Annotated in this window: 17 protein-coding genes, 1 pseudogene and 1 riboswitch; of the genes and pseudogenes, 3 read left to right on the forward strand and 15 right to left on the reverse strand. The window is 35.8% G+C overall.

Annotated elements, in window-relative coordinates:
* Positions 1-287: 287 nt before the first annotated feature.
* The 5 genes from ACLHDF_RS10930 to ACLHDF_RS10950 all read right to left on the reverse strand — a co-directional run bounded on the left by ACLHDF_RS10930 (position 288) and on the right by ACLHDF_RS10950 (position 5594).
* Positions 288-1658 carry a glycosyltransferase gene (locus ACLHDF_RS10930; protein ID WP_413918864.1) on the reverse strand — a complete coding sequence of 457 codons (1371 nt, stop codon included), beginning with the start codon at positions 1656-1658 and terminating at the stop codon, positions 288-290.
* 18 nt (positions 1659-1676) lie between these two features.
* Positions 1677-3608: a glycosyltransferase gene (locus ACLHDF_RS10935; RefSeq protein ID WP_413918865.1), complete on the reverse strand. Its 1932-nt coding sequence runs from the start codon at positions 3606-3608 to the stop codon at positions 1677-1679.
* Between the two features lie 125 nt (positions 3609-3733).
* On the reverse strand, positions 3734-4552 hold the full coding sequence (locus ACLHDF_RS10940; RefSeq protein ID WP_413918866.1) for a flagellin: 819 nt from the start codon (positions 4550-4552) through the stop codon (positions 3734-3736).
* A gap of 319 nt (positions 4553-4871) precedes the next feature.
* Positions 4872-5282, reverse strand: coding sequence for a hypothetical protein (locus tag ACLHDF_RS10945; protein ID WP_413918867.1), 411 nt, complete (start codon positions 5280-5282; stop codon positions 4872-4874).
* Positions 5283-5360: 78 nt separating this feature from the next.
* On the reverse strand, positions 5361-5594 hold the full coding sequence (locus tag ACLHDF_RS10950) for a hypothetical protein (RefSeq protein WP_413918868.1): 234 nt from the start codon (positions 5592-5594) through the stop codon (positions 5361-5363).
* A gap of 252 nt (positions 5595-5846) precedes the next feature.
* Between ACLHDF_RS10950 and ACLHDF_RS10955 the strand changes: the two genes are divergently transcribed.
* Positions 5847-6161: a hypothetical protein gene (locus ACLHDF_RS10955; RefSeq protein ID WP_413918869.1), complete on the forward strand. Its 315-nt coding sequence runs from the start codon at positions 5847-5849 to the stop codon at positions 6159-6161.
* 154 nt (positions 6162-6315) lie between these two features.
* Here ACLHDF_RS10955 and ACLHDF_RS10960 read toward each other — a convergent pair whose 3' ends face one another.
* The 4 genes from ACLHDF_RS10960 to ACLHDF_RS10975 all read right to left on the reverse strand — a co-directional run bounded on the left by ACLHDF_RS10960 (position 6316) and on the right by ACLHDF_RS10975 (position 10673).
* The gene (locus ACLHDF_RS10960; protein ID WP_413918870.1) at positions 6316-6570 is read right to left on the reverse strand and encodes a hypothetical protein; all 255 of its coding nucleotides are present in this window, start codon (positions 6568-6570) and stop codon (positions 6316-6318) included.
* A gap of 638 nt (positions 6571-7208) precedes the next feature.
* Positions 7209-8330 carry a class II histone deacetylase gene (locus tag ACLHDF_RS10965; RefSeq protein ID WP_413918871.1) on the reverse strand — a complete coding sequence of 374 codons (1122 nt, stop codon included), beginning with the start codon at positions 8328-8330 and terminating at the stop codon, positions 7209-7211.
* A 38-nt stretch (positions 8331-8368) separates the two neighbouring features.
* On the reverse strand, positions 8369-9241 hold the full coding sequence (locus ACLHDF_RS10970; protein ID WP_413918872.1) for a carbon-nitrogen hydrolase: 873 nt from the start codon (positions 9239-9241) through the stop codon (positions 8369-8371).
* 52 nt (positions 9242-9293) lie between these two features.
* Complete coding sequence (locus tag ACLHDF_RS10975) at positions 9294-10673, reverse strand: APC family permease (protein WP_413918873.1); 1380 nt, start codon at positions 10671-10673, stop codon at positions 9294-9296.
* A 557-nt stretch (positions 10674-11230) separates the two neighbouring features.
* Positions 11231-11318: riboswitch (cyclic di-GMP riboswitch) on the forward strand.
* A 23-nt stretch (positions 11319-11341) separates the two neighbouring features.
* Here ACLHDF_RS10975 and ACLHDF_RS10980 point away from each other — a divergent pair.
* A pseudogene (locus ACLHDF_RS10980) lies at positions 11342-11524 on the forward strand (glycosyltransferase family 2 protein); the annotation flags it as partial.
* A gap of 326 nt (positions 11525-11850) precedes the next feature.
* Positions 11851-12138: a hypothetical protein gene (locus tag ACLHDF_RS10985; RefSeq protein ID WP_413918874.1), complete on the forward strand. Its 288-nt coding sequence runs from the start codon at positions 11851-11853 to the stop codon at positions 12136-12138.
* A gap of 38 nt (positions 12139-12176) precedes the next feature.
* On the opposite strand, the gene ACLHDF_RS10990 is transcribed toward ACLHDF_RS10985, so the two are convergent.
* From ACLHDF_RS10990 to ACLHDF_RS11015, 6 genes are all read right to left on the reverse strand, one after another.
* Positions 12177-13097, reverse strand: a complete 921-nt coding sequence (locus ACLHDF_RS10990) for an NAD(P)/FAD-dependent oxidoreductase (RefSeq protein WP_413918875.1) — start codon at positions 13095-13097, stop codon at positions 12177-12179.
* A gap of 48 nt (positions 13098-13145) precedes the next feature.
* Positions 13146-13790 (reverse strand): GTP cyclohydrolase I FolE, encoded by a 645-nt coding sequence (folE, locus tag ACLHDF_RS10995; RefSeq protein ID WP_413918876.1) that lies wholly within the window; start codon positions 13788-13790, stop codon positions 13146-13148.
* 56 nt (positions 13791-13846) lie between these two features.
* Positions 13847-16378, reverse strand: a complete 2532-nt coding sequence (locus ACLHDF_RS11000) for an EAL domain-containing protein (protein ID WP_413918877.1) — start codon at positions 16376-16378, stop codon at positions 13847-13849.
* Between the two features lie 678 nt (positions 16379-17056).
* The gene (locus ACLHDF_RS11005) at positions 17057-17188 is read right to left on the reverse strand and encodes a hypothetical protein (protein WP_413918878.1); all 132 of its coding nucleotides are present in this window, start codon (positions 17186-17188) and stop codon (positions 17057-17059) included.
* A gap of 343 nt (positions 17189-17531) precedes the next feature.
* Complete coding sequence (locus tag ACLHDF_RS11010) at positions 17532-18170, reverse strand: SdpI family protein (RefSeq protein WP_413918879.1); 639 nt, start codon at positions 18168-18170, stop codon at positions 17532-17534.
* Positions 18171-18434 carry an autorepressor SdpR family transcription factor gene (locus tag ACLHDF_RS11015; RefSeq protein WP_413918880.1) on the reverse strand — a complete coding sequence of 88 codons (264 nt, stop codon included), beginning with the start codon at positions 18432-18434 and terminating at the stop codon, positions 18171-18173. It lies immediately after the preceding gene.
* Positions 18435-18495: the final 61 nt, after the last annotated feature.

The following is an 18495-nucleotide window of genomic DNA, read 5'->3' on the forward strand; positions in this document are numbered from 1 at the left end:
TTCTATTAAACAAATATCTCTTTTTATCCATCTATAAAAGATAGTTTATCTTTTTACCCAAAAGAGGCTTTAGTAACATCAGAGCCTCTTTTAAACAATTTAAAATTAACTAAGAAGTTGTAATACTCCTTGTAGTTGTTGGTTCGCCCACTTTACGATTGTACCTTTCAGTGACAGAATAGAGTATATCTTAATACTAGTTTTCTCCGAATCTATTCAACAAAACTCAAGTGTTCACAGTAGATTGCGCCCCTTTATAATGAACTTAAGATCTCTTCTTTAACCTCTTATTTCTTTTGGGCTTTTAATAAAAACTGATACGTTAAAGCATCTATTTCTATCATCTCTGTATCAAGTTCGAATTTTTTTCCTAACCGTCCTAAAAATTCAACAAATACCTTTTCTGAATCAGTGTAACTTAATAGAATTGAATGTACTTCTTTCAATTCCATCTCAGTTGGAAAAAGTTTTGGCAATGTTTTACGAGTAAAGAAACGCAAATGTGTTTTATCAAGTAGTCCTGCATCTTTATATGTGAAATCACCCTGTATTAAGCTTTTAATTACTTCAATGTTAGCTGCATTTGGTATTGAAATAACCATATATCCCCCTTTTTCTAAAAGGTTAGATAACTTCTGAACAACTGTCCATGGATCTCTTAAATGTTCCAACACATCCGCACAAATAATACAATCAAATCTACCTAACTCTGATACATCAAATACCTCAATGTCATCAGAGTAGACTTTGTCTAGATTATATTTGGCAAATTTGGCTACTTTACTATCAATTTCTACCCCGACAACTTTACACTTATATCTTTCCTTTAATTCTACTGCCATGGCCCCCATTCCACAGCCAATTTCCAACACTCTTTTTACACCATTAGGAACTAAATTAACTACTTCAGGGCGTGGGAACATAAAATAATTAACACTAAACCCCCATTTTTTTTGAAGTTTTGTTTGATTGGTATTCATCAGCCTCGTGTAATCAACATTACCTTCCCTAAAAGTTACACTTCCATAGTGATGGATAAAAGCATCCTGAACAATATAGAGTTCATACCCTTTTTCCAGTGCTCTCAGACATAAATCATCGTCTTCATAATTCCCGATTCCAAAAGTTTCATCAAAAAGTCCAATTTTATCTAAAACAGTTCTTTTGCAAGCTAAACAAAATCCTACAAGTCTCAAACTTTTCCTTATATCACCAATTACATTCCTTCGATAGTCACTTGAAAATTCTTGTAACCCTTGAAGGGTTATTTGATCATATGACACAGGAATCATTTGTAACCCAGAAATATTATTCGTAACTGGTCCCACCATTCCAATACTTTCACTGGAATATAGTGTGTCTATCATTGATTCTAACCAGCCCAATGTAACCACAACATCGTTATTTAAAAACACTATAGTATTACCAGTAGCTATCTCATATCCTTGATTATTTGCCTTTGCAAAACCTAAGTTTTCATGATTAAATATCACTTTAATATCATCTTGATGCTGCAAGTAAGAAACAGTACCATCGGAAGAGGCATTATCGACTACAATAATTTCATAGTGTGTTTTTGTATACCTTCTAATGCTATCAATACATTTTTTAGTATATTCTAACTGATTATGTGTTAAAATAATAATTGATGTTTTCACAGGCTCCTCCTTATATTTTCATCCAAAAACAAGAATATCTTTTAGCCAATTACTGTCAGGGTAATAATCTAAAGCTATTTTGAGTAAATTTTCTTCATCAGACTCAATATTTTTCCTTCTTAGTGATTCTATTCCAAATTTAAATATGCGAAAATCCGTTATTTCTCTTCCTAATGCCGATAAAACAAATTCTAATGCTTCATCATCTTGGTTATTTCCTAAAAGGTAAGTAATTATATTAATATAACCTTGACTATCAAGATCATTTATATCAATTCTGCTATAAAAATCGATAGAAAGTTCCTTAAATTCATACTTGTATAATAAATGACCTATAGACAAATCAATAAGTGAAATCTTTGTTTGATATCTTTTACTAACTATTCTCTCAAATAGTTCAAATTGATTTAACTGAATACATCGTTCCAAAATGTTAATATAATAACTTTCTTTAATTTTTCCCGATATGCTACCTTGAATAAATTCAATAAAATTTCCGTACTCTAAAGTAAGAAAATTCTCGATTTTTTCAAGTAAAGATTTATCTTCTAAAAGTAAATCCAAAATTAACATATCATATATATCAAAATATCCACTCTTAATGATAACACCTAAATCTTGTAATTCTATTTTACCAAGCAACTCATAGCATTGAATTAAGCTTTCTGACAGTAGGTAACTTTTCATTAATAGGCCTTTTATTTCTATATCACTATCTACTAAGAAACCCAACAACCTAAAAGATAAAGGAGCATTCCCTAAGCTCAAAAATACTCTAATTAAATGAACTAGAATTCCTCTATTTTCTGTCCACCGGAACCTTCTAATAAACGATAATATTTCCTCATCTGAACTTTTCTTTATTAAAACATGCATCAAATTGGTAATCGTTTCTATATGAATTTTGTTTATATTTAGTGCTTTAACATAATGAAACACGGACTTTTCATAGTTCTTACTTAAAGCATAAATATTACCAAGTAAAAAATGAGGTTGATGATCTTTGAAATTAACATTTAATATACAGTGATTATATTTATGACCGTTTTTCAATAAATCCAGCATTTCTTCTTCTACATCATCAAATCTATTTTGTATAAAATAGATATTTGCCTTGAGACATTTAAAGTCAACTGTAGTAGACCAAATTTGCTCAGCGTCATGAATAACATTTAAGGCTTCATTATATCTTTCAAGTCTTGTCAAGCAGTTTACAATCTGGATTAAAGCTATACTAACCCAACTTAGATCAAAACTTTCTTTATTTGTATAAGCACTTTTATATGCTCCTAAAGCTGCTTCAATTTCATTTACAGAAAAATATTCATTACCTAAGTTAAAATAATCAAATGCACGTGAGGCTCCATTTTCTAGCTCTTTATTAACTAATGGTGAATTACGTTCGTGTTTATTTTTTTCTTCAACAGTTTTGTTTAAATATCCAGAGTGATAGATTACTAAATCTAACGTATCTAATTCTAACGATTCGCTTTCTTTACCTAATTGTTCGTGGATACTTCGAAAATAGTAAATTGATTTATCATTTTTATAAATCCGTAAATTATTGTGTTGAACAACCTGTTCTCCATAAACACCTAAAAAATTGTAAATTTTAACAGAATAACCCTCAACAGGATTCGGAATTCTTTTTAGTTTGTTAATGGTTTCCCTAAAGTTTTCTTGATCTACAAATTCATCTGCATCTAAAACTAATATCCATCTACCATTTGCTTTAGATCCAGCATAATTACGTGCATCTGCAAAACTATTTGTCCATTCATAATCATATACATCTTGGGTATATTCACTTGCAATTTCCTTTGTTTTATCTGATGAACCTGTGTCTACTATAATGATTTCATCAACTAAGCCAGCAACAGATTCCAGACATCTGCCTAGTACTTTTTCTTCATTTTTCACAATCATACATAAAGAAATAAAAGGTTTCATAATATCTCCTCAAATTAGTTGTTGTTTTAAAAGAATAGCGTGTCATCATTCCAAGATGACACGCTATTCTTTTAAAATTACCCTTTCTTATATAAGAAAGGGTAATAATTAGTATAGCCATTAAATTAACGAAGTAATTGAAGTACTCCCTGTGGTTGTTGATTGGCTTGCGCTAACATAGCTTGTGCCGCTTGAGAAAGAATTGAGTTTTTAGTTTGTTCCATCATTTCTTTAGCCATATCCACATCGCGAACACGAGATTCAGCAGCTGTTAAATTCTCTGAAGAAGTATTTAAGTTATTAATAGTGTGCTCTAATCGATTTTGTAGTGCACCCAACTTAGATCTTTCAGATGATACAGTTTTGATCGCTCCATCTATATCGCTAATAGCAGTATTTGCGGCCGTATTACTACCCACAGAAATATTACCTGTGCTAAGGCTTAATGCACCCGATGACATAGCTGCAATACTGAACGTAATAACTTGATTCTTATTAGCACCAACTTGAAGAGTTGCTTGAAATGATCCGGTCGAAAATAAAGTCTGTGTATTGAATTGAGTATCGGTGGCAATACGGTCGATTTCAGACATTAACTGATTTAATTCTTTTTGAACCTCACCACGGTCATCAGCAGTATTTGTATCATTGGCCCCTTGAACAGCTAATTCGCGCATACGCTGTAAAATTGAATGAGTTTCATTCAATGCTCCCTCTGCTGTTTGAATTAAAGAAATCCCATCTTGTGAGTTACGAGAAGCTTGATCCAAACCACGAATTTGCCCGCGCATTTTTTCAGAGATAGCAAGACCTGCAGCATCATCCGCCGCACTATTAATACGAAGACCTGAAGACAATTTCTCCATTGACTTAGATTGTGCATTATTTGCACTGTTAAACTGACGATACGTATTTAACGCTGCAATATTGTGATTAATTTTCATTTTCCTTTACCTCCATATAATTGGTTTTACTTCTTGGTTACATCCTTGTATGCAAGAAGTTTCTCGCTTGCTGATTGATTCAGCGAGGAGTGATTGTTATCAAACATATATCATTTAGAAGAATATGTTCATACTATATATCGACAGGAGCGTTCAGTTGTTTAGATGATTTATTGGTTTTTACTTAAATTTTTAGGTAGCGGATTTGAGTGCCTTTTTCCATACGTTAAACGGCAATTTATAAAATTAGCAAATCAAAAAGGGTAGGCGTTAGCACTTTCCTTTCACGTACTTACCATTTATTTAGACAACCCTGTACTTACTTCAACATCAAATACCCGCTTGAATCAAGAGCTGCCGTGACTTGCCTGATGGTTTCTTTGAAGGTGTGTTTTTTGCTTCCTATCTTGATGGTTGTTCCTTTCATGGCTGTTTCAATACAAATTTTTTGATCTTCTGGCACTTCGATGAATGTTGCTGTGCCGCTGTCAGATCCCACTCGGTGAATATCAGCACCTAATTTTGCATACACTTCTCCACCTCGAAAAGTCCCTTTAATCTTTACCATACCGCCGGAGTGAATCGTTGTATTGATGCACCCGCTTCCTAAAACAAAAATATTTCCACTCGCATAGAGACGGCTGTTAGAGGTATTTTCAATTTGGATATAAGAGTTGGGCTCTGCTTGTGTTTCACACAGCTCACAAAGCTGCTTTATTTTATAATTCAATTGAGTAATTGTATGCAATGAGACAGGATGTGTTGATACTGTTAAAAATAACGTGAGTAACTCGGCTCCGACTTCGCGTCAATCCTTTTCTTTTATATTCGCTTCTTCTTTTTTGATTCGCTCCGCATACTTCTTAACTAGTAAAGGAAAATGCTTCATTTTTTTCTCTACCAGCGTATGTATTAACAGCTGTAAGTTATGTGAAGGTACATAGCTTGATTTGAAGCTTGAAGATAAAACAAGCTGCCTTAATAAGACACTTAGTTTTTTTATGTTGTGGTGAATAGTTTGAAGCATTTGACTTAATTCCACAAGATAAACCTTTATCCTCTACAATCACATAAATTTGTTATTATTCTGTACCTACATTTGTACAATAAATGGTTTTCAGTATTCCTTTTTACATAAAAATAATCTTTTTTAAACCTTTTTTATTAATAGTTATGAATGCCTTAAAATATATAACTCATGAAGTTAGTAAAGTGATTGATGAACTTTTCCTTCAAAAACCTCCCCAATTCTTATAAAATACGTATAATTACTAAAAAGACAGGGGCCTTTATCATGCACAATCTACGACATATTTTTGAAATTCATAACTTTGAACTAACAAACGAAACAACAAAAGGACTTGAATACAGACATCAAGAGACTGGAGATATTGTATACTTACTGCCAACAAAAGAAATAAATGTTGCAGTGAGTCCTCTTTCATTTGATGTAGACTTAAGTCAAAGTGATGGAAAAATTCATAGTACCGCTTTAAAATATTTTCCAAAGCGGTTAAACGGAGGCAAACAGCCGATTTCTTTCGGATATTCGTTTAAGTTCCCAACAAAAGAAGCATTAAGTGATTTTTTACATACGTTGAAAAACTAACAGTAAAAGAGACAGAATAACTATCTATCCTGTCTCTTTACTAAGCTCAACTATAAAATATTATTTTTCAGAAAAGATATGTGATTTCATTCAATACCTAGAGTATATGTATTAAACCATTCAAGGACAATAACTACTTTAAAAGCAGTTATTTTTACTGTTTACTCTTCGACAACCCATCAAGCTGCCAATACGTGTCTTCAAACGGATCAATTGAGCTGTCCATATATAGATAGAAATGTCTAACATTTTTTGGCGGATTTTTCATGAGGAATTTCACGCCAAATGTGAGCGAATATCCTGGCGGGACTTGTTTAAATTTTTGCTCGTCCTCCATAAGAGGCTGGCCTTCATAAGATTTTCCGAATTTCTCATCTTTAACAGAAAATTGAATGTCAGAAAGATCCACGCTTTTTGAATCTTCACGAACGTTTTTAATGGTAACTCTAGCAGAAATAATCCCTACTTTGTCTTTAACTTCTTGCGCTACTTCATATGTAGCATGTTCAACCGTTGCTCCGTAATCTCCTCTTTTTGAGCCTTGACCATATAGCAGAATGCCTTTTTCTAAACGCTCTGCTTCAGCAATTTCTTCCGGCGTTGCTTGTTCACCTCCGCTATTATCTTCAGCGGTTAATTCGCTGCTTGCTGCTTCTGTTACTTTTTCTTTGTGTGTTTCCTACGCCTTATTTTCTGTGCTTTTACAAGCACTCAAGCATAGCACTAACATGAGAACAATAAAAGCTAGTACAACATTTTTTTTCATACGCCCTCCTTATTGGATAAAATAACCTATTTTTACATAAAATTTATTTTATCGTATATATACATCTTTATGTCTTTGATACATAAAAAAGTAGGAGCATATGTAACCAATAAAGAAGTTAATTCTCTCTAAAAATGACCAACAGCCTTAAAGCACACTTTAACTATTATTATTAATTGATCATTTAAAAGAACCTCCATTAAGGAGACTCTTTTTTGTTATACCATTTCATTTATTTGTTTCAATATATTTAAGCTATTAACAGCTTACATCCCTACTTTTCAACAAAAGCTTTCTTTCTCAGCAAACTTCCAAAACCTTTTCTGATAGTTTACAACGTTATCTACTGCTTCGAATAAAGCAGCCGGTGTTTTTCTGTGCGGCAAAACGTGCGGATCTTTCCAGTCCACATCTACACCGGTAAGTCCTTCAATAACTCCCATCGTGGCGATAGGAAGATATGCTAAGTTATATCCTCCTTCTTGTGCTACAATGAGCCTCCCTTCACAATATGTTTCTGCTAATTCTCGCATCTTGTTTGCCATGTATTTAAAACCTTCTCTTGTCACCATTAAACGAGAAATAGGGTCTAGTGCATTTGCATCTTGCCCCGCTGATATTATGATAAGCTCAGGCTCAAATTGGCTAATAACTGGTGAAATAATAGATTCGAATACGTACTGATAGCCTTTATCTCCAGTCAGGGAAGGTACGGGTATATTTACATTATATCCTTCCCCTTTTCCTTGTCCGACTTCATGTACTTGACCGGATTCTAATGGAAAATAATCTTCTTCATGAATCGAAATAACGAGTACGTCGTCACGTTCATAAAAGATGTCTTGTGTTCCGTTTCCGTGATGAACATCCCAATCCAAGACGACGACTCTTTTTAACCCGTAATGTTCAATTGCATAAGCAGCGCCTACGGCCACATTGTTATAAAAACAAAAGCCCATTGCTTGATCTGAAGACGCGTGATGCCCTGGCGGACGTATTTGAGCATAAACTTTTTTTGTCGTTTCACTTTCCATCACCGTATCTACTGCTTTCATGACGGCACCTGCGGATAGCCTTGCGATCCCTTCAGTTTCAGAAGATGCATAAGCTTCAGGTCCAATTTCCCTTGTTCCTGCTTTACATCCGTTTTGAACACGCTGGATATGGTTTTTAGTATGAACCCGAAGTAAATCTTCATCCGTTGCTTCATAAGGTGATTGTCTAACTAAGTGATGTGTTAAACCGCTTTTTTCAATTATTTCTTTAATCACGGTCATTCGATGCTTGTTTTCAAACTCGTCACAAGGTTCTACTACTTCTCCACCTTCAAACATATACCGAATCCTGCCCGTGTCATGGCGTAAAAATCGTTCATCCCAAATCCAGCTTGTTTTGTGTACCATTCTGTTTTGCTCCTTTCTTTTTATACTAGAAATCAAGCTTATACATTTGAAGGTGTGCGGAATGCTTCTTTTTTTAATAATAATTCGTACGTATCTGGTCTTCTGTCACGCATAAACTGAAGCAAATTACGCGTCGAATCAATTTCTTTTAAATTAACTTCTTGAATCAAAATTCCTTCCTCATCCGTTAAAGACTGTAGAATTTCTCCCATTGGATTGCTTACAAAGCTTCCTCCATAAAATGTCATCTCTTTTTCAGTTCCTACCCGGTTCACCGCAGCAACAAAAACGCCATTTGAAATCCCATGTGCTGAAATAGCTTTTTCCCATGCGGGACGAGTTGAAAGTTCAGGGTAATCAGGCTCTGAACCAATCGCAGAGGGATAAAATAGAATATCTGCTCCTTGCAGCGATAAAATTCGTGCTACTTCTGGAAACCACTCATCCCAGCAAATTCCTACTCCAATTGTTCCATACTGCGTTTCATATACAGGGTATCCCGTATTTCCTGGAACAAAATAATATTTTTCGTGATAGTTCGGCCCGTCAGGAATGTGGTTCTTTCTTGTAATTCCTAAGCAGGTTCCGTCTGCGTCGAATACGGCTGCACTATTAAAATATACGCCTCTAGCTGCTTTTTCATAAAAAGGCACAATCAGCACAACTTTCAGGTCTGCTGCAAGGTCTGCCATTTCTTTTAATACGGAGCTCTCTGCCGGTATAGCCAGCTCGTATCCTGCAGGTGAAACACTTTGAGGGAAATACTGAGCATTAAATAGTTCTTGTAAACAAATAATTTGAGCTCCATTTGCTGCGGCTTCTTTAATTTTTGTGAACGTGTAATTAATATTAGCTTCAACGCTTTCTTCACACTTAACTTGAATAAGACCAACCTTTACTGTTTCTTTCATTTTAATCTCTCCTTTTATATTAGAAATTTCAGATAATTAATAACGTGCTTTATCAAGATATATGTTCGGTTTTGAGTTGGTTTGGCTCTGTTTTTTCATCAAAAATAAATTGCGGCGGCGCCTTTGTAAAAAATGACGTCTTGTATACTAGATAAATAAAACCTATAACAACCCAAATACTCCCTAACGAAATAGATTTTATATCTAAGCTTGTCCATAGCCAAACTGTAAAGGCTGCTCCAAGAATGGGACTAATTAAATAACGGCATGTGCCTTTAACATCTCTTTGTTTTCCACGGATATAATAGTGAAAGATAACAGAGATATTTACAAATGTAAATGCAATTAACGCTCCAAAATTGATAAAGGAAGCAGCTGTAACTACATCCATTGCAAGTGCACTTAATGAAAGTACTCCAATAAAGACAACGTTTCGCGATGGTGTTTTATATTTGGGATGTATATATGCAAATAGTCTTTTAGGCAGCATTGATTCTCTGCCCATTGCATAAAGCAGCCGTGAAGCACTGGCGTGTGAAGAAATTCCTGATGCAATCGTTGAAGTGATAATTCCGGCAAGAAAGACGGATGAAAAGAGCGTTCCTCCAATATAAGCTGCTATTTCAAACGAAGCTGAATCTACAACTTTAAATGAATGGTAGTTTGGATAAACAAGCTGGGTAATGTACGAAACGAGTATAAAAAGTATCCCCCCTATAAATGCTACAAGAAAAATCGCTTTTGGTACATTTTTCTTTGGATCAATTGTTTCTTCAGAAAGTGTAGTCACAGCATCAAACCCAAGGAAAGATAAGCAAAGAATTGAAGCTCCTGCAAGAACAAAAGAAAAAGAATCCTCTGAGTTGAAGAGCTGTAAAGAAGAAAAGAACAGAATATCACTTTCTCCTTCCACCATTTTCTTAATAGATAAGATAACAAATAGAGCCGTTACAAGGAATTGAAAAAGAACAAGTATTCCGTTCACTCTTGCTGTCATTTGAATACCAAACACGTTTATACAAGTAATGATAACAATAAAAAGTAGAATCCAAAGAGACGATGGAATAGACGGAAACGCAGCCGATAAAAAAGTTCCCGCTAACAAAAAATTAATCATCGGTAAAAAAAGATAATCTAAAAGCACAGACCAGCCGACAAGAAATCCGATGTGAGGGCTTACAGATTTTTGAGTATACGTATAGGCAGAACCTGATAAAGGATATTCTTTAGCCATATGCCCGTAGCTGTAGGCGGTAAATAGCATCGCTGCAAGAGCAAGGACATATGCCATAGAAACCATGCCATGTGTAGTTTGAGCTACAACTCCATATGTAGTAAAAACCGTCATTGGAGCCATATATGCAAGACCTAAAATGACGAGTGATCGAAGCGTTAGCGTACGAACAAATGTAGCACTTGGCTTACCTTTCATCTTGTTTCCCCCATTCAACTAATATAGTTCTCATACACTCTCCCTTCTATTTTAATGCCTATAAATGAATGACTATCATTCATTTATGGTTAATGTAATGGAAATTTATAAACAACAAGAATAATGAATGACTATCATTCATTATTCTTCTATTATAATCGATAACTTTTTCTTTGTCTTCATTTTTGTCAGAATTTTTAACATATTACACTTAACTATATATTCTACTTTATAACCTCCTACAACTATCATTTATCACCCATCACTTTCTTGCATCCCATCACTCTGTGTATATCACGTCTAATAACATTTCCATAGAGTTTGGTTGTAGTAGTTTAACATCGATTCTGGACCTCCCGCTTTGTCACTCCAATAAACATAAATAAAATTGTATACATAATTAGCAGCTTTTCCAATTTACTTTTATCGAAATTTGCCGAATGTTTTCAGGGCAATTAAACCTAGTTTTGTGGTAAAATCCAAAAAAATATTCGCTATATAGTATTAATTCAATCATTTCGTTCTTTAAAAGAAACAAATGTAGTGAACTTAACATGTTCACTTAAAGGCAAACCAGTGGAAAGGCTGGGACGCAAAACTTCCGGTCTAAGGTCCTTAGGACTAGGGAATAGCTGGGTTTCCTGATATATCACGGGGTAAAGGAAAACATGAACAATCAGCGTGTCGTTACTGAAAGTATTGGAGCTTCGTATATGAGGCCGCGCATCGTGGCATTTATTCTGGCGCACAATGAAGAAAAATCAATTCGCGACTGCTTGGCTGGGTTAGGCGATCAGCTTCTTTCAAATAATGTGGAGCTTGATGTATTTATGATTGCAGATAACTGTACGTTCCTGTTAGCTTGAAGGCTGCTTCGTTGCTAACCGTGATGTCACCTTCACAGTTGATGAAAAATACCTTCATTGTATTCTTTTAAAAGCTATGTATTCAAACGATCAAGATGTTTCATTATCATGACCGACTGCTCCTTCTCCGTGTTTTTATCTGACAAGGTCCCATATTATCTCCTTTTATCTGTTTCTTCTATACTATTATGACAAGTTACATTTGACATACATTTTATCCTATTTACCTTAAATGAGGAACATCTCAGGTAAAAATGGCCAGAAAACGTTATTTAAGTCTTTTTTATTTGGTAGAATAAAACATGTAAAGGATGAATATCGTGACTCACAACGTTAAAAAACATGATTTATTTTCTAGAGGTTCTGTTCAAACCGCTACTTTTTTACTTCTTTTTTCGCCTCTTTTTACTCGTTTGTTTCAGCAGAATGTATGGGCATATATAATGGTTGCTTCTATCGTTGTTCTTTTTAATTTCATCATCGAGTATACGCTAGTAAAAAGAATCAGCGCTGTTCCTAGAAACTACATTGCTTTTTTCCAAACGATTTGTCTGCCCCTGAACACACTTCTCTTATGTTTTTTCTACTATGTTACGTAAAAAGCATCTATCGATTGGATAGATGCTTTTTGATATTATCACTCATTCAAAAGACTCGATAAATGCTTGGCTACAATCGCTCCTTGGCCGGCCGAAGAGCTGATACTAGAAAACAAGGGAGTCGTGCAGGCGTCTCCAATTGCGTAAATATATGGGTTACTGCTTTGATGCACTTTATTGATAACGATAAGCCCGCTTTGTGTAGTGGTGACTTTTTCTTTAATGAGTTCAACATTGGGCGCTATGCCTAGTCTAATCAGCACTGCGTCTACTAATAAGTTCTCGCATTCAGTGTTTTTACTCTTTAAATCGATCGATGTGACGTGATGCTTTCCGTGGATAGCTGTCACTTCGGTATCTGTCATCACCTTAACACCGGGGTTGGAAAGAACTTTTTCAACGTATTGCTCTCTTGCTTTAAAATGCCTAGAGCGATGAATAAGATATACTTCTTTTGCTTTTGATGCTAAAAGATGTGCTCCTTCAAAAGCACGGTCTCCTCCGCCAATGAGAGCAACTATTTTACCTTTTAACCGTTCCCCGTCTGCTGAGGCGGAATATACTTCTCCTCGGTCAAGCATTTGCTGCTCACCAGGCACTCCAAGCCTTCGCTGACTAGAGCCCGTTGCTAAAATAAGATAGGTATAGCAAATTTCTGTTTCTTGCTGCTTCACTTTTACTTTTTTAGAGCGTTCATCAATGGAGAGTACTTTTGTATTCACTTCATATAAGCAACCCATATCGATAAAATGCTTCACCATTTTTCGCTGCATCTCTATTCCATTTTCCGCTTGTAATCCGGGATAATCGATAATCTCGTTATAAATAGTAAACAGCTGTCCGCCTAATTGTGCTTGTTCTTCAAGAAGCAAGCACTCAACGCCTAACCTTTTACACCACACAGCAGCAGAGATGCCAGCGGGCCCTCCGCCAATAATCAGTACGTCAACGTGTTGCATACAGCTCACCTCGCTTCTGCTTCTCAGCTTATATGGCTTTTTGTTTCTTTACATTTGCCGTTGTAAAAGAGATAAAAATTCTCCTCGAACTTCTGGTTTTTCCATAAATGTTCCTCGAACGGATGAAGTAGCTGTAGAAGCTGAAGACTTTTTGATTCCTCTTCCGCACATGCACATATGCTTTGCTTCAATAATCACCATAACTCCTTTAGGCTCTAACACCTCTTCGATTGCGTCTGCAATTTCATTCGTTAGACGTTCTTGAACTTGAAATCTCTTTGCGTATCCTTCTACCGTACGAGCGATTTTAGATAGACCTGTGATTTTTTCATCCGGTATATACCCAACGTGAGCAACGCCAAAGAACGGCGCAAAGTGATGTTCGCACATCGAATGAAATTCAATGTCTCGTATTAACACCAATTCGTTGTGATTCACATCGAATGTTTTTTCCAAATGAGCTTTTGGGTCTTCACGGTAGCCTTCTGTGTATTCTAAAAATGCCTTTAACACTCGGTACGGAGTCTCTTCAAGACCATCTCTTTCCGGATTATCTCCGCATAAATCGATCAGTTCTTTCACCGCACTCATAAATGTGTCAGCTTGATCTATTTTTTTATCTATTTCAGTTGAATTTGTTCCTAGTGTTTCTAAAAATTTTTGAGCAATTAAATTTTGTGTACTAAGTGCCATCTTTTACTTCCTCTTCCCTCTTCTTAGTAAGTTTCGTTTCAATTGATGTCTTTGCTTCAACTATTAAAAAACGCCGCTTCAAAACCTTTTGCAGTAAGGGGCTTGCTAAATAAGTACCCCTGCATGTGATCACAGCCGTTTTCCATTAAAAACGCTTTTTGATATTCTTCTTCTACACCTTCTGCGATTACCTGCAGCTTTAAGCTTTGAGATAAGCTGATAATCGCCTGTGCAATTTCGCTGTTGCTGTAATCTTCTTGAATGTCTTGAATAAAAGACCGGTCGATTTTCAAACAATCGATTGGTAATTTTTTTAAATAACTTAACGAAGAATATCCGGTTCCAAAATCATCGATAGAAATTGATATACCATATTTCTTTAACAGATGTAAAGCTTTAATCGTTTCTTCCGCGTTCATCAGCAATGTACTTTCTGTAATTTCCATTTCAAACCAATTGGGATCAAAACTATGCAGAGAAAGAATTTGTTTGATTTCATTAACCAAAACAATCGGATCTTGAAATTGCCGCGGAGAAAAGTTAACCGCCAGCGTCATTTTTTCGTTTAAGACCTTATTCCATTCGCTGACTTGAGAACAAGCTTTCTTCATCACAACTTCCCATAAAGAGTGAATCAAACCAGCTTCTTCTGCTATAGGGATAAACACTTCCGGAGAAACAAATCCAAGCTCTGCGTCATTCCAGCGCGCTAATGCTTCTACACCGGTTATTACATTGCGCTTCGCTTCTATTTTCGGCTGATAGTAAACCTCAATGTCACCTTTTTGAATTGCTTTTCGCAAGCGCGTTTCGATGTGAATTTTTTCAGTTTGTTTTTGATTTAACGAATCATGATAGATACTTACCTTACTGCCGCCTTGTCTTTTTGAAGCATACATGGCGACATCTGCATACGTAATAAGCGTGTCTAAATTCGTAGAGTGCTCCGGATAAAAGCTTAACCCGCTGCTTATACTGACGAAAACTTCATCATTGTCAATGTAGCAAGGCTGTTGAACATACGCAATGATCTTCTCCGCGATTCGTTCGACTTCTTCCGGTGTAAAATCACTGAATAAAATAACAAACTCGTCTCCACCTTGTCTTGTAAGAAAGCTGTTAGCAGAAGGCAGACATTCTTTAATGCGGTTAGCTATCAGCTGAATAAGCTGATCTCCTTTTGAATGCCCTAGCGTATCATTAATATCTTTAAACCGGTCTATATCCATAAATAACACGGCTACGTGACGAATGGACTTTTCCTTCGACTCAATTAAGCGCCTGTTTAATTCTTCTTTAAAATATCTTCTGTTAGGCAAGCCTGTCAAAAAGTCGTGGTACGCATGGTACTCACTTTCTTCCTGACTCTTCTTCAAATCGTCAACATACGTTTTTAAAAAGTGAGAAAGGTGGTTGATATTGGCCACAAGTTCTCCTAGCTCATCTTTTCTCCTTACATTCAGCACCTTGCCAAAATTGCCTTTGGCGATTTGATTCACATGCTCCATAATATGTTTAATCGGCCGCGTAATGGACGTGGAGAATACAAAGCTGATAATAAGGACTATAAAGATAAACGGAAGAGACAGTAATAAATGTTTAATTAATTCTTGATGCAGCTCTTTTTCAATAAGCCCGTAGTCATAGACTACGCCTATTACGTAAGCTGGAGAGTTTCTTTCTTTAATCGGTACCAATGTTTTTAATACTTTTTTATGATTGATTTCAGCAAGATAGCTTTGTGATTTCCCTGTTTTTAAGGCCTTTTGAATGGACTTTTTGTCACGTTCGGTATTTCGGTATGTGTATGTTCCGTACCAAATTGGCTGATCTTTTATTTTAATATATTTATTGCCGTTTAAACATACGTTTTGATTTCTTTTCCCGAAATTTTTTGGGTTAAAAGCCGTTAGTTCCAGAACACCGTCAAGATTTTCTGTAAAACGGTTCATTACGTTCGTAGGACCGAACCTTTTTTCAAAATCCAGTACATGCCGATCACGAAAATAAGGGTTAATAATATAATTAGTAGACCCGTCGTAATAATATCCCCATTTGTCAATGTGATTGGGGTTGCTAGAAGCTACCTCGATCGGCCCGCTCCAAAAATGAGGTAAAGTCAATCCTTTTGTTGTAGTGACCGGCTGCTGAGAAAGTAGCTGCTGAAAAGATGTATACCAATAGCCCCACTCTTTTGTAGACATATTGATCTCCTTAGGATCAGAAGATTTCACGCCTATAATATCACCTTCTACGGGTGCTAATAATGTAATGTGAGATACCATCAGTGTTTTAGCCAATTGTTTTAACTGGTCATTGCTGATGTCATGATAATCAGCAGGCAAAGACTGTTGAATTGCGATTGAGGCCGTTCGTAATTCTTGTGCCATCCGATCTTCCATATAAGAAGCACTATTTTTAGAATTTTCGACTTCGTACGCAATTTCTTCTGTTACCAGCGTGATTTCCCTTTGGTTAAATTCTATTAATCTATTTTTTGATCGAATGTAGTGCAAGGTGTTATTCGCTAGTAGAATACACAATACCAGCAAAGTAAAGAATACGGATAACTTTTTCTTTATCGACACTAGTGATGGCCTCCTGTTTAAAGAACTGATCCGCCAGGCTCAAAACCTGCTTATATGCTCTAGGTTTACATCGGATAATATTCTTTAATTTCCACAAAAAAAGAATGAACTCATACAAAAAACCAACCGCTTTGGTTGGCTCTACTCTTAACTAATTATAAAACATATTAAATAAATACTTTTATTTACACGGGTAGAACAAATTTGTATTCTTATAATATTTTAACTGCTTTTTTCAAAATATCAATGCTTAAATTTTAACTTTCTTATATATGCCTCTACTTCTTAAAATTCTTCAAAATTCGGTGATACCAGTAGATTCCGACTCCCGTCAATAAAATAATAGTTCCCCACTGATACGCTGATACTCCACACGGCTGAAGCCGAGGGGTTCTAACTCCCTTACCTTCCTCTATGCCCGGCAGCCCCAGTTCATACAAGGGTATGCTCGGCATGTAGGGTACAAGACACTGGGTAGACTTTCGTTAGAACATTTACAGCCAAAGTAACCTCTGTTGCCATTGACAACTGTATCTTTAGCTTTCACAAGCTCGGTCGTATCAAACCGCCATCTGTACTATTTTTTATTACGTAGAAACAACGATTCCCGAATTTAGAATGAGCTTTTTCTGACTTAAAATCGTTTTAATAAATTGATCGTGCTGTGTCTTAAACTGTTCAATAGTTGCCTAAAACGGCATTGTACATAACTCGACAAATCTCTAACTCTTTTTCAATGACAGAAAACAATAGTGGATGCTCTTTTAACTCTTGCGTTAATACAAATGTAGGGGACTGCTTTTTAGCCATTCATCGCACCTCCAAAAGAACATATATTCCTATTATTATACATTCCTGGAAACAAAAAGAGTAAGAGAATTTTCTCTTACCGTTTCCGATACTTAAGATACTATCACCCTTTGGTTATAAAACGACACAATGTATTTGAGCTCACTTTCATCCCACATCTAAAGGAGTGGGCTTTCTCGTTCGAAAAATCTGTAAGTTTTTTATGGTAATCCTTGACCTGAAACGCGTTTCATACTTTACGCTATATGTATTCCCATCAGTCGGCGTGACACGAACGGTGGCGTTACGGCTGATATTTTATCCATAAAAAAATCCGGTGTGTTCACCGGATTTTTTGGTACGCCTACATATTCATTTCTTTTTTATACACCAAGTACGAATACAGATAAGGAACGACCACGCAAAAAACAATTGTGACCCACCTGATTATTGACGTGTACTCCTCGGGTAAAAAAGCGCTAATGAGTATTAACAGTCCGCCTATAAAAAATATCTTTCCAGATAACCGATGCGTTTTTTTCCATACGTTTTCATTGCTTAGCGTCCACGGTGTACGAATTCCCATAAAATAGTTAGAGCGGACGCGCTGCAAGTAGTTTCCGATAATAATAAAAATGATTCCAACAATAACCGGAACAATGTACGACATCGGCACGTTATAACCAAGCCCCTGCAAAATGGTACTCATATTTATAAAAAAGAATAATAGCAGCACGGCGTTTAACAGGATGTTATACGTTTTTGAAAAGTACTTATAATTTTCTTTGCGAGGGTCAATTCGAGGAATAAATGCGATGATAAAATAAATAAGTGCCATGATTCCTACTGTTAATATCATTGCATTTATCTTTGTTGCAAACCCATCTGCTTCTCCATTTGCTCCCCAATGAATGGGCATCGCAGCTGGAAGGTGCGGCAGTGCGATCAGCCATGCAACCAGTGTTAAGAGTGTAATGCTTAAAGGAAATACGTGCTTTTTCATTTAATTCTCTCCTTTCTGAAAGCTGAAAAGCCAGCCGATTAAATCTTGAAAAACGGTTGTATTTAATGAATAAATCACAAACTGCCCTCTTTTTTCATCTTGAACGAGGTCCGCTTGCTTCAAGATTTTCAAATGATTTGAGATGCTGGGTTTGGTCATATTAAAATACTCAGAAATTTCTCCTGCGGTTAAATCCCGCTCTTTTAGCAGCTCTAAAATCTTCCTGCGAGTGGGATCCGCTAAGGCTTTAAATGTTTCATTCAATTGAGGTTCATCTCCATTATATTTAAGCATTTAGATAATTATCTAAATATTAAACTATAAA

The organism is Priestia megaterium (genome assembly GCF_046599315.1).
GTDB lineage: Bacteria > Bacillota > Bacilli > Bacillales > Bacillaceae_H > Priestia > Priestia megaterium_F.

Excerpts from the sequence above, each read along its gene's own strand:
- ACLHDF_RS10975 (WP_413918873.1), bottom strand. The coding sequence starts at position 10,673 with ATGAAAGGTAAGCCAAGTGCTACATTTGTTCGTACGCTAACGCTTCGA.
- ACLHDF_RS10990 (WP_413918875.1), bottom strand. The coding sequence starts at position 13,097 with ATGCAACACGTTGACGTACTGATTATTGGCGGAGGGCCCGCTGGCATC.
- ACLHDF_RS10955 (WP_413918869.1), top strand. The coding sequence starts at position 5,847 with ATGCACAATCTACGACATATTTTTGAAATTCATAACTTTGAACTAACA.
- ACLHDF_RS11010 (WP_413918879.1), bottom strand. The coding sequence starts at position 18,170 with ATGAAAAAGCACGTATTTCCTTTAAGCATTACACTCTTAACACTGGTT.
- folE (WP_413918876.1), bottom strand. The coding sequence starts at position 13,790 with ATGGCACTTAGTACACAAAATTTAATTGCTCAAAAATTTTTAGAAACA.
- ACLHDF_RS10935 (WP_413918865.1), bottom strand. The coding sequence starts at position 3,608 with ATGAAACCTTTTATTTCTTTATGTATGATTGTGAAAAATGAAGAAAAA.
- ACLHDF_RS10985 (WP_413918874.1), top strand. The coding sequence starts at position 11,851 with ATGAATATCGTGACTCACAACGTTAAAAAACATGATTTATTTTCTAGA.
- ACLHDF_RS10970 (WP_413918872.1), bottom strand. The coding sequence starts at position 9,241 with ATGAAAGAAACAGTAAAGGTTGGTCTTATTCAAGTTAAGTGTGAAGAA.
- ACLHDF_RS10965 (WP_413918871.1), bottom strand. The coding sequence starts at position 8,330 with ATGGTACACAAAACAAGCTGGATTTGGGATGAACGATTTTTACGCCAT.
- ACLHDF_RS11005 (WP_413918878.1), bottom strand. The coding sequence starts at position 17,188 with ATGGCTAAAAAGCAGTCCCCTACATTTGTATTAACGCAAGAGTTAAAA.
- ACLHDF_RS10940 (WP_413918866.1), bottom strand. The coding sequence starts at position 4,552 with ATGAAAATTAATCACAATATTGCAGCGTTAAATACGTATCGTCAGTTT.